The following is a 15,375-nucleotide window of genomic DNA, read 5'->3' on the forward strand; positions in this document are numbered from 1 at the left end:
TAAAGTTTTGCAATATTCCTTTTTCTCGAAAAGGAATGCAAAAGTACCATTTATAAACTATAAAACAGTGTTGGTCAGAAAATTATTTTTTTTATCAATAACTTATGAAATGTCTGTACTTTTATCAAATGGTTCATAAATCGGTATTCATAACACTCGCCTTTTGTTTTTGCTTATTGCTGTCACAAGCTCAAGAAAACAGAATTTTAATCACTTATCAAAATAAAGAGACCAAATCTTTAAAAAAAGGAGATAATATTCGTGTTTCTTATCCAACAGCCAAGCTTGATCTAAAAAAAGACAATAGAAATCCAGAAATTTTAGGCTTTAGGGGAAAAATAGACTCCATTAGCGCTAATCAAATATGGCTAAAAACCGATAAAAGAAGCTCTAAGAACCTTGCCTTAAACGTAAATGATTTGATAGCGCTAAAAAAAATATCAGGTAGTTCTACCTTTTTTACTTTTTTAGCAACATATGCAATTATAGGAACCGGAGCAATTCTGTATACGAATTCTTTGGATATTAATTCTGGCGTTACTGCATTTGCGGGTGCTTTTTCTATTTTCCCTGCCGCAGTTATTACTGCAAACGTGTTTTATCCGGCTAAACCGCACAAAAAAATAGGTAATGGATACACTATTAAGGTGATTACCATCAACTAAATTTTAGAATTTGGAAGTAACATTTTCAAAGTAACACTATCTAAATTGATAAAAAACAAGAACATGATTATTACAACAACTCATAGTATAGAAGGAAAAAAAATAGTTAAATATCTAGGATTGGTTTCTGGAGAGGCTATTATTGGGGCTAACCTTGTAAAAGATTTTTTTGCTGGGATAAGAGATATAGTTGGCGGAAGAGCTGGCTCTTATGAAGAAGGTTTAAGAGAAGCTAAAAACATTGCATTGGCCGAAATGCAAGAACACGCAGCAAGGTTAGGCGCAAATGCAATAGTTGGAATAGATTTAGATTACGAAACAATGGGAGGCAGTGGCAGCATGCTTATGGTGTCAGCAAGTGGAACGGCTGTAATTGTAGAATAATTTTATTTTCAAGAAGCAAGTAGTTCAAGTATCAAAAATGCTTGAACTATTTTTTTGTTTCAATTTGCGAAAAATCTACGCCGCATTTGCAACTAGAACCACATCCTTTTTTAGCTTTTAAGCTTAGAAAAACTGATCTTGAGATATAAAAAACCGCTCCCAAAAAAAGAATAAATATAATTATGATTTGAAAATCCATGATGTTATAAAGTTAAATTATTATTAATTATACATAGTCATATAAAATTCAAATGATTAACCTGCTGAAAGTTCCAATTTAAACCCTAACTTTGCAAAAATTTTTTTAGAGCTTTTTTTAATGCAAAAGATAAGGAATATTGCGATTATCGCACACGTTGACCACGGTAAAACCACATTGGTTGACAAAATTTTACACTCTTGTTCTATCTTTAGAGATAACGAATCTACAGGAGAATTAATATTAGACAACAATGATTTGGAGCGTGAACGTGGTATTACTATCGTTTCTAAAAACGTTTCTGTTCAATATAAAGATGTAAAAATCAACATTATTGACACTCCTGGTCACGCTGATTTTGGCGGTGAAGTAGAGCGTGTATTGAAAATGGCTGATGGAGTTTTAATACTTTGTGATGCTTTTGAAGGCGCCATGCCTCAAACTCGTTTTGTAACTCAAAAAGCTTTAGCATTAGGCTTAAAGCCAATTGTTGTTGTAAACAAAGTAGATAAAGAAAATTGCCGACCAGAAGAGGTTTATGAGCAAATTTTCGAATTATTTTTCAACTTAGAAGCCACAGAAGATCAATTAGATTTCCAAGTAATTTACGGATCTTCTAAACAAGGTTGGATGAGTACTGATTGGAAAGTTCCTACAGATAATATTTTTCCATTGATGGATGCTATCTTAGAAAACATTCCTCCAGCTCCTATTCAAGAAGGTACTTTGCAAATGCAAATTACTTCTTTAGATTATTCTTCTTTCGTTGGTCGTATTGCAGTTGGTAGAGTTGCCCGTGGTACTATCAAAGAAAACATGCCAGTTTCTTTAGTGAAACGTGATGGTAAAATTGTAAAATCAAGAATTAAAGAATTATACACATTTGAAGGGTTAGGTAAGGTTAAAGTTACCGAGGTTTCTTCGGGTGATATTTGTGCTGTAGTTGGTATTGAAGGTTTTGACATTGGTGATACCATTGCCGATTTCAACAATCCTGAGCAATTAGAAGTTATCCATATTGATGAGCCAACAATGAATATGTTGTTTACTATCAATAACTCTCCTTTCTTTGGTAAAGAAGGGAAATTTGTAACCTCACAACGTTTACGTGAGCGTTTATACAAAGAGATGGAGAAAAACTTAGCCTTAAAGGTGGTAGAAACAGAATCTCCTGATGCTTATTTAGTTTACGGACGTGGAATTCTGCATTTATCGGTTTTAATTGAAACCATGCGTAGAGAAGGTTACGAAATGCAGGTTGGTCAGCCACAAGTTATTGTGAAAATGATTGACGGCGTTAAATGCGAACCAGTTGAAACCTTAATTGTAGATGTACCAGGTGAAGTTGCTGGTAAAGTAATTGAATTGGTAACTCAGCGTAAAGGTGATTTATTAATTATGGAGCCTAAAGGCGATTTACAACATTTAGAATTTGAAATCCCAGCTCGTGGCATCATTGGATTAAGAAATAATGTTTTAACTGCTACTGCAGGTGAAGCGATTATGGCACACCGTTTTAAAGCTTACGAGCCTTGGAAAGGTCCAATTCCTGGAAGAGGAAATGGTGTTTTAATTTCTATGGATAAGGGTATGACAACTGCTTATGCGATTGATAAATTACAAGACAGAGGGCGTTTCTTTATTGATCCAGGAGTTGATATTTACGAAGGTCAAATTTTAGGAGAGCACATTCGTGATAATGATTTGGTAATTAACATCACAAAAGGAAAGCAATTAACCAACATGAGAGCTTCTGGTACTGATGACAACGTTCGTATTGCACCAGCTATTAAATTCTCTTTAGAAGAATGTATGGAATACATACAAGCTGATGAATATATTGAGGTTACACCAGCGAGCATCCGTTTACGTAAAATTTACTTAACAGAAAATGAGCGTAAAGTGAATGGCAAAAAGTTTGTGAATCAATAAGCAATAGCTATTTTTATAAAAGCCCTTCAAGTTTAAAACTTGAAGGGCTTTTTTTTTGTGATATTTTTATCTCTTTATTCCAAAACATGACATAACTTATTAATTTCAGAAACACTTAAAACTCTATTATAAATTCTAAATTCGTCTATTTTTCCTTTTAAAGGAAAAGAACCATCATATCTGCAACCTAATTTTGCTATTACTTCATTGTTGCTATAAAATGGCAGAACATTAAAACTTGATGATACTTCACCTACTAAATTACAATCGACAAATAGTTTTAAGGTATTATCGGACCTTGTTGCAATCAATAGATACCATTTTTTAGCCTCTAAAGGAATATTACTTGCCTTAAAAAAAGAATTGTAATTTTTATTGTAAGCTCCAATAGCCCACCCATCTCCATCAGATACATTATTCATAGCTTGAAAATGTTGATCTCCACCAATATTTCCTATTGAAAAAGGCATAAACTGACTAGAAAATACTGGAACTTGATCTAAATAAACCCATAAACAATAGGTGTAATTATTTAAAATAAGTTTTTCTGAAGGTATCTTAATATAGCTATTGGCACTTCCATTAAATTGATAAGCAGAATTCAAAACACCTGCTTTACCAGTCGTAAGCAAAACTTGACTTGAATTTCCGTGGATCAAATTTCCAGACTTATCATTAGTGTTTCCATCAAAATCATAGTGAAGTACTAATCCTTTTTTTAAAATATTATTCACTTGAATAATTACCTTAACCTCTACAGAATCTTTTCCATCTTTTGAATAAACCATAAGTTTAGCGGCTGAAAACCCTTCTCTAAAATACTTAACAACTGGACTTAATTCCTTAGATTGATTTGGAGATCCTCCTTCAAATGTCCACTTAAATTTAGCGTCTTTAAATAGACTTGACGTATTGGTGAATTTGATACTGTCTCCTTCAAAAATATTAGTGTTTGAGACTTCAAATGAAACTTTAGTTTTAAAATCATCATCAACCACAATAGAATCTTTCTTTTTACAAGAATAAAATACAGTTATAAAAAGAAGGATAAAACAAAGATTTTTCATAAAAAGAAATTTATTAAATCTACTTAATTCAAAATAAAATATTGTGAGGATATGATTTATGATCAAACTTAATTAGCCAACGGTAAAATTTATGAAATTAAACATCCTCTTTATTAAGTATCTATTATTTTGTTAAAAAAGTATATTTGCATTTAATTTAAAGATTGTTGAATGGCAGATGACAGGTTAAATCCCACCCTTTTTCATACTCGATATGTCGTTTTAACGCAGTTAAGAGATACAACTGTGGCTAAAATAAAAGAACTTACATCTAGTAAAAGGGATCAAATTCTTGTAGATTTTGGATGTGGAGATATGCCTTATAGAAGTATTATTGAACCTCTGGTTGGTAAATATTTAGGCGTTGATTTAGATATTAACCCAAAAGCTGAGCATTTTATTGATTTTGACAGTAAAACCAGCCTGCCAGATAATTATGCTGATATTATTTTATCTAATCAGGTATTGGAACATGTGGACACTCCAAGTGGCTATTTAAAAGAAGCATTAAGAATTTTAAAGCCTGGCGGATCTATAATTTTAACTACACATGGATATTGGTTTTATCATCCTACACCAAATGATTACTGGAGATGGACAAGTGCGGGGCTAAGAAAAATTATAGAAGCAGAAGGTTATAAAATTGACTCATTTTATGGAATACTAGGTTTAGCGGCTAGTGGTTTGCAATTATTGCAAGATGGTATAGTTTTAAAATTACCAAAATTCTTAATCCCACCTGTTGCTTTAGTAATGCAATCGCTCATTCGTCTTTTTAATAAAATAAACTCACAAACGCAGCGCAACCGAGATGGGGCACTATATGTAGTAGTTGCTCGAAAACAATTATAATATCGAAATTATACCTTTCATTTTTTTTGCTAATACTAAATGTCTGAAAAAATAACCCATAATAATGTTGTCTCTTATTATGATGAACACACAAAATTCAAAATAAACGATTTTGTTAAAGTAAATCCTCGAGTTGAGGAAGCTTGGCAAACATTAATCAAAAACACCCCAGCTAAACCAAAACGCATATTAGAAGTTGGTTGCGGAGTAGGAAGTATTTGTGCCAGAATGAGCAAAAAATGGCCAGATGCACAAATTACAGGCATAGATATTAGTGTTCAATCAATAGCTGCCGCTCAAAAATTATTCGCAAATCACAAAGTTAATTTTATTGTTTCCTTACTTTCTGAAGAAACTTTTGATGAAAAGTTTGACCTCATTGTCTTTATGGATGTATATGAACACATTGCAATAACAGACAGGCCTTTTGTAAATACTGCTCTTAAAAAGATTTTAAATAACAAAGGGAAAATATTCTTATCAGTTCCTACACCACAAAATCTAAAATGGTCATTAATTCATAAGCCAGAGACTATGCAACCTGTTGATGAGCATATTTCTTTTGATGTGATTAATAAATTAGCCTTAGATACAGATACAGAAGTACAATTGTATCAAGTAAAAAGTATTTGGAATACAGGGGATTATTCTCACGTAGTACTCGAGAAAAATGATGATTTTGAGTCTGCTTTTTTCTCTAACAAACCTGTAACCAAGTCTGAAAGAGCAAAACGAATCCTCAATAAAATAAAAAATATGCTTACTCAACCTTTAAGACGTTACTTAGTGGTTAAGAAATTAGGATAATGAATGATATCGATTTTAATTTATGCATCATTAAACCTAATGCTTCTGTTTACTCCGAAACATTTATTCAAAACCATATTGACAATTTACCGGGGAACGTTTCTCTATTATACGGAGGTGCGTTTCCTGTTTATGAACAAGACGGCAGGTATCTAATAAAATCCAAACTAGATTTATTAATCTACCTATTTCAGAAGAAGATTTTAAAAAAAACAAATATTAAAGTTAGAAACAAAGCTCTTGTTCATTATTTAAAAAGTAATAAAATTGATGTTGTTTTAGCAGAATACGGGATGGTTGGAGCTTCTGTTTGCAATGCTTGTGAACAAGCAAATGTCCCACTTATTATTCATTTTCATGGTGCAGATGCTCATCATTCTCCAACAATTAATAAGTTTAAATTCTCTTATAAAAACGCATTTAGATATGCAAGTGCCGTAATTTGCGTATCTAAATTCATGTATCAAGCTTTACTAAAACTTGGCGCATCTCCTGAAAAATTATTCTTAAATCCATATGGAGTAAATTTAAATAAGTTTGAGATTTCACATCCAGAAAACAACTCCCCTATTCTTTTTTTTGCAGGTAGATTTGTAGCTAAGAAAGCCCCTCAAATAATAATTAAAGCTTTCTCAATTGTGAAGAAAGAAATGCAAGATGCTAAACTTATTATGGCTGGTGATGGGCCCTTATTAGCAGAAAGTAAATTATTGGCACAATCATTAAACCTCGAAAATGATATTGAATTTCCTGGCGTTTATACTCATGAAAAAGTGGCAGAAAAATTAAAATTTGCTAGGGCGTTTGTGCAACACTCAGTTACCGCATCTGACGGCGATAGTGAAGGAACTCCAAATAGTATTTTGGAAGCATCTGCCTGTGGTTTACCTGTGATTTCTACCAAACATGCAGGAATAAATGAAGCTGTACTAAATGAAAAAACTGGATTATTATCTGATGAATATGATATAGATACTTTTGCGAAAAATATGTTACGTGTTTTAAAAGATCCTACATTAGCTTCTGAATTAGGAAAAAATGGAGCTTTACATATCAAAGAAAATTATGACTTAAGTTCTCAAATTTTATCACTTAGTCAAATTATAAAAAATGCTGTCTCAAAGTAAAAATATCTTTCTTAAACATTCAACATGAACCTCCTCAAAAAACAAGGCTTTTACAATAGTATCACTTTATATGTGGGTACTCTGCTTGGTTTCTTGAATCTCATAATCCTGTTTCAACGCTACTTACAAATTGAGGAAATTGGTTATTTTAGTTTACTCATTGCCATATCGTTGTTGTACACACAATTATCTTTATTGGGTTTTGGAAGTGTAATTACACGCTATTTTCCGTTTTATAGATCAAATGATAAAAAACATGGCGGATTTGCAACCTTAACTTTCTTATTCGCTTTAATTGGTTTCGCTATAATCACCATTGGTTTTATTGGCTTAAAGCAACTTATTATTGGCCTACATCAAGAAGATAAAGGTTCATCCCTACTCAACCAATATTACTATTATATTATCCCGGTTGCATTATTTACCATGCTATTTAGCATACAAGAAACCTTTGCTCGCACTACCTTTCACAACATTTTTCCTGCTTTTTTAAGAGAAGTATTTTTAAAATTGAGTACCACCGTTGGAATCATATTAATTGGTTTCAATATCTTAAATTTTGAAGGCTTTATCACCTATTATGTTGCCGCCAACCTTTTCATTTTATTAGCTATCACCTGGTATATCAATAAAATTAATAGTTATAAGCTTTCGCCGATAGAAACCGCTTTAAAATCGCAGACTAAAAGCATGTTGAAATACGGATTGTATTCTACCCTAGCTGGAGGCTCTGTAGCACTGATCCAAAACTTAGACATCATCTTTTTAAAGTTCTTTACTGATGAAAAAATGGTAGGAATTTACAGCACTTTTTTTGGAATGGCTTTAGTGATTAGTCTACCGGCTAAAGCTTTAAATACAACTTCTTATCAAATTATTGCCGAAGCATGGAAAAACAACGACCTTCAAAAAATCGCAAAGATTTACCATAAAACATCTGTAGTACAATTTCTTATTGGCTGTTTATTACTTGTCGGACTCATCGCCAATTGGCAAAACATTTTAATCCTTTTACATAAACCTATTTACAGCTCTTATTTTTCTGTTTTTGTAATTATTGGGCTCGCTTTTTTAGCCGACATTACCGGAGGTTTAAACGGTGCCATTATTAGTTTTTCTAAAAACTATAAAAATGTGATGTACTTTTTAATTAGTGCAGCAATACTTTGCGTTTTACTCAACATCATTTTAATCCCAATTTATAAATTACCCGGAGCAGCTATGGCTTACCTATTTACCATGATAGCACTCAACTTTGCCTATTGGCTATACAATAAAGTAAAATTTAATCTACAACCTTTCGATTCCTCATTTATCAAAATTATCATCATCAGTGCTGTTGCGTTAACCCCCGGAATATTTTTACCGAAAATAGATTTTTATATTTTGGATATCTTATTTAGATCTGGCTTAGTTGGCGGAATTTTTGTTGGTTTAGTTTATACCATGAAAATCTCTGCAGACATTAACGAGTTTTTAGAGCAAATCATCAGTAAAATTAAATTTAGATAAAGCGATGCAAAATTTAGCTCCAATTGCACTTTTCGTATATAACAGGCCCGATCATACCCGAAGAACATTAAAATTTTTACAAGCTAATTTTCTAGCCGAAGAATCTCGTCTTTTTATTTATGCCGATGCAGCCAAAACAACTAAAGAAACAGAAGCGGTAAAAGAAGTTGAAGACATTATACATGCTGCAGAAGGTTTTAAATCGATAAAAATCATAGTCCAAAAACAAAATTTAGGTTTAGCACAATCTATTATCAATGGCGTAACAGAATTAGTGAATGAATATGGTAAAGTAATTGTTTTTGAAGATGATTTATTGAGCTCGCCTTATACTTTAGAATATTTTAATGAAGCTTTAGATCTTTATAAAAACGATTCAAAACTTATGCACATTAGTGCTTACATGTATCCTTTGGCTAAGGCCGATGATTTGCCCGAAACTTTTGTTTACCGAGCAGCACATAGCTGGGGATGGGCAACTTGGAAAAGAGCTTGGGATCATTTCAATCCAGATATAGACCACATCATTGCTCAGTTTGACGCTAAAAAAATCAAAGATTTTTCTATTGATGGAAAAATGAATTTTTGGAAACAAATACAAGGTTTTAAAGCTGGTAAAAATAATTCGTGGGCCATTAGATGGTACGCTTCTGTATTTTTAAATAACGGTTTAAGTTTAAATCCTTCCAAATCATTAATCAATAATATTGGGCATGATGGTACAGGCATACACTCTATTATAGAAAACACCTACGCAGTAGAAATTCACAAACATGCTATTAAAGAATTTCCAAAAACCACAAAAGAAAACCCAATAGCTTATAAAATGGTGAAAGACTTTTTAGCCAAAAGAAAAGGAAATATCCTTCAAAGAGTTATCAGATTTATTAAACAGAGAATACGTTAATCTTATCTATTCGCCTTTAAAACAATGTAAGGTGATAATAATTTACTTTCTACCGGAATAATACGAGTAATAATTTTACCTGCGTACCAAATGCCTTTAACTAAAAATTTGGTCATAAAAGATTTCTCTTCTTTATTTTCTAACCAAGTACTAAATCTTCCAAAATAATAGGCTTCTATATTTTTTAATCCTAATTGCTTAGCAATTTGAGCTAAATGAACAGGATTCATACATTCTAAAACATGCTTATCATAGTTGTAACGGTCAAAAGTTTTTTGAACCCAACCATTTACTCCTTTAAAATTTGGGAGCGTAATTAATAGCGTTCCATTTGCATTTAGAAAGGGAATATGTTTAGCAATAATTTCTTCTGTGTTTTTAAAATGCTCAATTAATCCGCAAGAAAGCACTAAATCATATTGTTTAGTGGGCTGGTGATTAAACAAATCTGCTTCAATGACTTCTACATCTTTCTCATCCAAATTATTCACCGTTAAAACCTCTTTTAAAATTTTGGGATGAATAAAATAATCTAAAAGTGAAGCTTCAATACCAAAATACTTTTTTAGAAAAATGGCATAATAACCCGGAAAACCGCCTAATTCTATGGCCGAAGCCATCTTTTTTTCTTTTGTGATTTGCTGAATAATTTGATAAAAAGTATAATTTTCTGGTACTTTAAAAGCCAATCCTTTTTTAGATTCCCAGTAATTTGCCCAAAACTGCTTATCGGTTAATTCGTTCTCCGTCATTTCAACAAAGAAAACAAAAAGAAAAGCGCTTTCAAAAATTAAAATAGCGAATAGTTAAAGTGAGTCTAAATTTCCAATTGATGAGTGCGTTAACGATTGAAGCGATATACTTTTTATTTGATTTTAGATTTGTCAACTCTCTAAATGATTTGGCAAGAGAGTTGACAAATCTTCAAATAAAAAGATTTAGCGAAAAGCGTGTTAAAACGCCCAAATAAACATTCAACAGCTCAATTTAATCTTAACTAGCGCAAATCAATTGCATAGTCTTATCAAATCACACAAAGAATTGTATTTTTACAACTCATGAAAGTGATTCACCTTAATACTTATGATGGCAACGGAGGTGCAGGCAGGGCTTGTTACAGGTTAAATACCGCCTTACAAAATGCCGGCTTAGAAAGTGAAATGTACACTTTTATGAAATTTAGCCAAAAGCCAAATATCCACGCTTTATATCCAAATTTGGTTCAGCGGGCTTTAGCTACCACCAATATTTTAGCCGAAAGGTATTTGCCAAAGTTTTATACCAAAGACTTAAAGCTTCCGTTTTCGCTATCTCTTTTTGGGATAGATATTCATCAACATCCGGCAGTTAAAGCAGCAGATATTATCCATTTACATTGGGTAAATCATGGATTTTTAAATCCGGCGGCGTTAGAAAAACTCGCACTTTTAAATAAACCCATAGTTTGGACCATTCATGATAGTAACACCTTTACCGGAGGTTGCCATGTAAGGTTTAATTGCCAGCAATATTTAAATGCTTGTGGTTTTTGCCCCTTGTTAAAAAAACCAGCTAGTAATGATATTTCCAATCAAATTTGGCTAAAAAAGCAAAAAGCTTATCAAAAAATAAAACCACAAATTATTAGTCCGAGTACTTGGTTAGCTGAAGCCGCCGGGCAAAGTGGACTGCTAAAAAATGCTTCTATAAACGTAATTCCAAATACTTTAGAAACGCAAATTTTTAAGCCCACCAATAAATCAGCAGCTAAAAAAGCTTTAAATATTCAAGAAAATCAATTTGTTCTACTCAGCGGATTTATGCCATCAAAAAAAGATGCGCACAAAGGAACCGCTTACTTAGTAAATGCTTTAGACCTTTGGATTACAAAAAACCCTGATTTAAAAGATAAAGCAACACTGCTTATATTTGGTAACCGACAAACAGAAACGAACTTGCCTTTTAAAATACCAGTTCAGTTTTTAGGGACCATTAATGATGATGAAAAATTAGCTATAGCTTATGCCGCTGCTGATGTTTTTTTAACCACTTCTTTAGAAGACAATCTGCCAAATACAGTAATGGAAAGCTTGGCCTGTGGCACTCCAGTGGTTTCTTTCACTACGGGCGGCATTCCAGATATGGTTATTCACCAGCAAAACGGTTATTTGGCCGAATATAAAAATACCGAAGATTTTACCCGAGGAATTCACTGGGTTTACCAACATCCTGAAAAGGAAAAACTAAATACCAATGCTCGCGAAACGGTAATGAACAAGTTTTCAGAAGAAATTATAGCGCAACAACATCTTAAGTTATACCAGCAAATCTTAAATAAATGACCAATCAAGAATTCAAACCTCTTTTGTCAGTCATTACGGTGGTATATAACAACGCAAAAGATATTGAACGCACCATTAACTCGGTATTGCAGCAAAATTATGCCAACATAGAGTATATTGTGATTGATGGCGGCTCAACCGATGGCACTTTAGAAATTATTCATCAATTTAAAAACAGATTAGCTCAATTTATTTCAGAGCCTGATAAAGGAATTTATGATGCCATGAATAAAGGTTTGCAACTTGCCACCGGAGATTATGTGTTGTTTATGAACTCTGGCGACGAGATTTATGAAAAAGATACCGTTCAAAAAGTTTTTAGTAGCGCCCCAAATGCCGATATTTATTATGGAGAGACTGAAATGCTAAATGAACGACTTTTAAGCGAAGGCAGGCGACGACATCAATCTCCCGAAGAGCTAACCTTAAAAAGCTTTAAATACGGCATGAGCGTAAGCCACCAAGCCATTTACATTAAACGTAACCTTACTAAACTTTACGATGCTCAATACCAACTCAGCGCAGATATTGATTGGATTTTATCAGCAATTAAGCAATCTAATAAAGTAGTGAATACGCAACAGTATGTAGCTAAATATTTAATGGGCGGAATGTCTAAAAAGAAACATCGTCAAAGTTTGTTAGAACGTTACCGCATTTTTAGAAAATACTACGGCTTTTTACCTAATATTTTCCATCATTTCATCATCTCCTATAGGTTAATGAGCTATTGGTTGGCTAATAAAAAGACAAACGATTAATTTTTAGAAAAGCAACAACAGTGGTTCTTAAATTCCGCTAGTCCCGTCTTCCGCTTATACTACACAAGGCCTTATTCTTGAGGCCGGTAAACGCTTCAACCGGGTTTATTTTACTTAAACTATTGCAATAAAAAAAGCCCTAAAAATAGAAATCCCGATCTTTTTGAATCGGGATTTTCTCTTATAAAACTGGTTAGTTTAAGCTGGTTGCTTACGGGATTTTGCTTGGTATATTGCAAAACCTAAGATTAAAGTTAAGAGAATAGATCCAATTAATGAAATATTTTCTCCTAAAAAATAACTTTGAGGTTCAAATCGCCATTCAACTTTGTGATTTCCACCCGGTAAAACAGCTGCTCTTAAAATATAATTTGCTCTAAAATAAGGCTTTTCTTCCCCGTCAACGTACATTTTCCAACCTTTAGGATACCAAATTTCTGAGAATACAGCTACCACATCTTTATCAGAAGTATATTCATATTTTAATAGATCTGGATGGTAACTTGTTAAAACAATACCACCATTTTGGGCAACTCCTACTTTTTTAACATCAATTAACGACTTAAATTCTTGATGAACAATAGCTTCTTTCTTAGGATCAAAAGAACTAATGGCTTTCATCTCCTGATCATTGTTATCCGCAAATTGAATGCTTTGTACAAACCAAGCGTGACCACTAGCCGTTGGGTTTACTTGCATAGAAACATTTTGCCCATCTTTACCCTGAGTGATAAAGTATTTGGTATTCAACATATCCAAAACATCCTGATTAAGACTCCCAGTAAACTGCTTATCAATCACTTCTTGAAAACGCTTTAATTTTGCGGCATGATAACCTCCAATAGTTTTATGAAAATTAGTAGCATCAGCACTTTGGAAAGTAGAAATAGTTAAATCAAGTACTCTAAAATTAGGGTCTTTATCTCTTAAAATAAATTCATCTACTTCTCTAGGCTTAGCTTGTTGAGTCATAATGGCTTTGGCTACAAACTTTTCATCATTTAGGTATCTTTTATCTACCGACCATAAATCTGTAAGGATAATTAAACCAATAATGATAAAGCCGATAGGCTGACTAACTTTTTTATTGATCAATGCCCAAAGCACTCCTATTCCAACAGCAATAAATAAGAACGAACGGAAAGCATCTGCTCTAAATAAAGACATCCTATCTTCTACCAAGGCTTGAGCTATACCAGCACCAAAACTTTGGTCGCCACCAGCCATTTGATTTAATTGGTTTAAAAGATCTTGATGCGTATCTGATTTAAAAGAGAACAGTAGAGAAGGTAAACCTATCATTACTATTAATATTCCTAAAACTATGTAAGCACTGGTTTTAAGTTTTTTAATGATTTCTTTTTGATCAACCCCTGCTTTTGTAGCTTCAAATACGGCTAGACACGCTAAAATTGGTACACATAAACTGGCTATAACTAAATTAAATTCTACCGATCTAAACTTATTGTAAAGTGGGAAATAGTTAAAGAACAAATCAGAAACTACACTAAAATTCTTCCCAAATGAAAGCAAAATACTTAAGATAGTAGCGCTTAACAACCACCATTTTAACCTGCTTTTTACTACAAACAAACCAAAAACAAATAGAAATAAAACAAAGGCTCCAAAATACCATGGACCAGAAGTAAAAGGTTTTGGACCCCAATAAACGGGCATTTGCTGTGCAAATCCAAAAGCTTGTTGTGCGTCTGCCCCCTTGGCTTGTAGGGCTTTTGCTACTTGAGAATCTTCTTTTAAAATTGGGGATGATGCGCCTCCGTAAGCATTAGGAATTAATAAAGTAATGGTTTCTCCTACTCCCTGGCTCCATTGGTAAGCATAATCTTTATCTAAACCATTATTAGGTTGAGCGCTATCTGTGGTGATGTTAGATTTTCCTCTGGTAGAAAACTGTCCGTATTCATAAGTTGTCCATAATGTACCTGCATTTACTGCGATGGCTAAAACAACTCCTAAAGTTAAAAATCCAAAAGCTTTACCAAATTGGGGTAATGTTTTGTTTTTATAAGCATGATAAAATTCTATCCCAACTAAAATAAGCAAGGCTATAAAAAGATAAAAGGTCATTTGAATGTGGTTAGACCTAATTTCCATAGCAATAAAGAAAGCTGTTAAAGCTGCCCCAAGCCAATATTTTCCACGTAAGGTGAGCAAAATACCTGCTAAAATTGGAGGAAAAAAAGCAATTGCCATAGCTTGATTGCTATGCCCCGCTTCTAGAAATATGAAATTATAAGAAGAAAATGCAAATGCGATGGCACCTGCTGCTGCTAACCAAGGACTCAACCCTAAAACCAGCAGTAAAAAATAAGTTCCTAAAAGGTAAATTAAAACAGTATCTACCGGGTTTGGAAATGTAACCTTTAAAAAAGTAATAACATGAGTAGTAATGTTTTTAGGATACTTTAACCAAATTTGATAAGTGGGCATTCCGCCAAACATACTGTTTGTCCATAACGGAGATTTACCGTCTATGGCCTTGTATTTCATAATTTCGCTTTGCGTAGCTGCTGCTTTTTGCACATCGCTTTGCATTAATACTTTACCCTGAAACGCGGGTGCAAAATACACAAAACATAAGGCTACAAAAAAAGCTGCAATAGCTAAATGTATACCATTCTTCTTAAACCAATTATTCATTTTAAATTAAATTACGAGCATCAAAAATAGAAATATACTCCTTGAAAAGAAATCAACAGGTCCAAAATAATGAATATGATACCGATATTAACTGTTTTAATTTTAAAAGCTACTGTTTAACCTATCATAACCCTAATTAATTGGCTTAAAATCTTTTTCATTTAGGTTTGGCATCTAAAA

At 33.0% G+C, this 15,375-nt stretch carries 14 protein-coding genes; 10 read left to right on the forward strand and 4 right to left on the reverse strand.

Annotated elements, in window-relative coordinates; genetic code table 11:
• Nucleotides 1–104 precede the first annotated feature (104 nt).
• Both FA046_RS01465 and FA046_RS01470 read left to right on the forward strand, forming a co-directional pair.
• Nucleotides 105–665: a hypothetical protein gene (locus FA046_RS01465; RefSeq protein WP_136824588.1), complete on the forward strand. Its 561-nt coding sequence runs from the start codon at nt 105–107 to the stop codon at nt 663–665.
• A gap of 63 nt (nt 666–728) precedes the next feature.
• Nucleotides 729–1,049, forward strand: coding sequence for a heavy metal-binding domain-containing protein (locus FA046_RS01470; RefSeq protein ID WP_136824589.1), 321 nt, complete (start codon nt 729–731; stop codon nt 1,047–1,049).
• A 46-nt stretch (nt 1,050–1,095) separates the two neighbouring features.
• Here the strand turns inward: FA046_RS01470 and FA046_RS17435 are convergent, their stop codons facing one another.
• Nucleotides 1,096–1,248 carry a FeoB-associated Cys-rich membrane protein gene (locus FA046_RS17435; protein WP_136824590.1) on the reverse strand — a complete coding sequence of 51 codons (153 nt, stop codon included), beginning with the start codon at nt 1,246–1,248 and terminating at the stop codon, nt 1,096–1,098.
• A gap of 120 nt (nt 1,249–1,368) precedes the next feature.
• Here FA046_RS17435 and typA point away from each other — a divergent pair, with 120 nt between their 5' ends.
• Nucleotides 1,369–3,180 (forward strand): translational GTPase TypA, encoded by a 1,812-nt coding sequence (gene typA, locus FA046_RS01480; RefSeq protein WP_136824591.1) that lies wholly within the window; start codon nt 1,369–1,371, stop codon nt 3,178–3,180.
• A 74-nt stretch (nt 3,181–3,254) separates the two neighbouring features.
• On the opposite strand, the gene FA046_RS01485 is transcribed toward typA, so the two are convergent.
• The gene (locus tag FA046_RS01485) at nt 3,255–4,247 is read right to left on the reverse strand and encodes a LamG-like jellyroll fold domain-containing protein (protein ID WP_136824592.1); all 993 of its coding nucleotides are present in this window, start codon (nt 4,245–4,247) and stop codon (nt 3,255–3,257) included.
• Nucleotides 4,248–4,418: 171 nt separating this feature from the next.
• Here FA046_RS01485 and FA046_RS01490 point away from each other — a divergent pair, with 171 nt between their 5' ends.
• From FA046_RS01490 to FA046_RS01510, 5 genes are read left to right on the forward strand one after another with little or no spacing between them, the layout of a single operon-like run.
• Complete coding sequence (locus tag FA046_RS01490; protein WP_136824593.1) at nt 4,419–5,099, forward strand: class I SAM-dependent methyltransferase; 681 nt, start codon at nt 4,419–4,421, stop codon at nt 5,097–5,099.
• A gap of 39 nt (nt 5,100–5,138) precedes the next feature.
• Nucleotides 5,139–5,906, forward strand: a complete 768-nt coding sequence (locus FA046_RS01495) for a class I SAM-dependent methyltransferase (RefSeq protein WP_136824594.1) — start codon at nt 5,139–5,141, stop codon at nt 5,904–5,906.
• Nucleotides 5,906–7,033, forward strand: coding sequence for a glycosyltransferase family 4 protein (locus FA046_RS01500; protein ID WP_136824595.1), 1,128 nt, complete (start codon nt 5,906–5,908; stop codon nt 7,031–7,033). The genes FA046_RS01495 and FA046_RS01500 overlap by 1 nt, the downstream gene beginning before the upstream one ends.
• Before the next feature lie 24 nt (nt 7,034–7,057).
• The gene (locus FA046_RS01505) at nt 7,058–8,545 is read left to right on the forward strand and encodes a lipopolysaccharide biosynthesis protein (RefSeq protein WP_136824596.1); all 1,488 of its coding nucleotides are present in this window, start codon (nt 7,058–7,060) and stop codon (nt 8,543–8,545) included.
• Nucleotides 8,546–8,549: 4 nt separating this feature from the next.
• The gene (locus FA046_RS01510) at nt 8,550–9,452 is read left to right on the forward strand and encodes a glycosyltransferase family protein (protein ID WP_136824597.1); all 903 of its coding nucleotides are present in this window, start codon (nt 8,550–8,552) and stop codon (nt 9,450–9,452) included.
• Nucleotides 9,453–9,454: 2 nt separating this feature from the next.
• On the opposite strand, the gene FA046_RS01515 is transcribed toward FA046_RS01510, so the two are convergent.
• On the reverse strand, nt 9,455–10,204 hold the full coding sequence (locus FA046_RS01515; protein ID WP_136824598.1) for a class I SAM-dependent methyltransferase: 750 nt from the start codon (nt 10,202–10,204) through the stop codon (nt 9,455–9,457).
• Between the two features lie 306 nt (nt 10,205–10,510).
• Here FA046_RS01515 and FA046_RS01520 point away from each other — a divergent pair, with 306 nt between their 5' ends.
• Both FA046_RS01520 and FA046_RS01525 read left to right on the forward strand, forming a co-directional pair.
• Complete coding sequence (locus tag FA046_RS01520; RefSeq protein ID WP_136824599.1) at nt 10,511–11,773, forward strand: glycosyltransferase; 1,263 nt, start codon at nt 10,511–10,513, stop codon at nt 11,771–11,773.
• Complete coding sequence (locus FA046_RS01525) at nt 11,770–12,534, forward strand: glycosyltransferase family 2 protein (RefSeq protein WP_136824600.1); 765 nt, start codon at nt 11,770–11,772, stop codon at nt 12,532–12,534. Before FA046_RS01520 ends, FA046_RS01525 begins: the two co-directional genes overlap by 4 nt.
• A 198-nt stretch (nt 12,535–12,732) precedes the next feature.
• On the opposite strand, the gene FA046_RS01530 is transcribed toward FA046_RS01525, so the two are convergent.
• Entirely contained in the window at nt 12,733–15,195 is a 2,463-nt protein-coding gene (locus tag FA046_RS01530) for a glycosyltransferase family protein (protein WP_136824601.1), read from the reverse strand.
• Nucleotides 15,196–15,375 lie beyond the last annotated feature (180 nt).

Source organism: Pedobacter cryophilus (genome assembly GCF_005116455.1).
GTDB classification, from domain to species: domain Bacteria; phylum Bacteroidota; class Bacteroidia; order Sphingobacteriales; family Sphingobacteriaceae; genus Pseudopedobacter; species Pseudopedobacter cryophilum.

Coding starts and splice junctions, on each gene's coding strand:
- FA046_RS01465 (WP_136824588.1), top strand. CDS start 105: ATGAAATGTCTGTACTTTTATCAAATGGTTCATAAATCGGTATTCATA.
- FA046_RS01470 (WP_136824589.1), top strand. CDS start 729: ATGATTATTACAACAACTCATAGTATAGAAGGAAAAAAAATAGTTAAA.
- FA046_RS17435 (WP_136824590.1), bottom strand. CDS start 1,248: ATGGATTTTCAAATCATAATTATATTTATTCTTTTTTTGGGAGCGGTT.
- typA (WP_136824591.1), top strand. CDS start 1,369: ATGCAAAAGATAAGGAATATTGCGATTATCGCACACGTTGACCACGGT.
- FA046_RS01485 (WP_136824592.1), bottom strand. CDS start 4,247: ATGAAAAATCTTTGTTTTATCCTTCTTTTTATAACTGTATTTTATTCT.
- FA046_RS01490 (WP_136824593.1), top strand. CDS start 4,419: ATGGCAGATGACAGGTTAAATCCCACCCTTTTTCATACTCGATATGTC.
- FA046_RS01495 (WP_136824594.1), top strand. CDS start 5,139: ATGTCTGAAAAAATAACCCATAATAATGTTGTCTCTTATTATGATGAA.
- FA046_RS01500 (WP_136824595.1), top strand. CDS start 5,906: ATGAATGATATCGATTTTAATTTATGCATCATTAAACCTAATGCTTCT.
- FA046_RS01505 (WP_136824596.1), top strand. CDS start 7,058: ATGAACCTCCTCAAAAAACAAGGCTTTTACAATAGTATCACTTTATAT.
- FA046_RS01510 (WP_136824597.1), top strand. CDS start 8,550: ATGCAAAATTTAGCTCCAATTGCACTTTTCGTATATAACAGGCCCGAT.
- FA046_RS01515 (WP_136824598.1), bottom strand. CDS start 10,204: ATGACGGAGAACGAATTAACCGATAAGCAGTTTTGGGCAAATTACTGG.
- FA046_RS01520 (WP_136824599.1), top strand. CDS start 10,511: ATGAAAGTGATTCACCTTAATACTTATGATGGCAACGGAGGTGCAGGC.
- FA046_RS01525 (WP_136824600.1), top strand. CDS start 11,770: ATGACCAATCAAGAATTCAAACCTCTTTTGTCAGTCATTACGGTGGTA.
- FA046_RS01530 (WP_136824601.1), bottom strand. CDS start 15,195: ATGAATAATTGGTTTAAGAAGAATGGTATACATTTAGCTATTGCAGCT.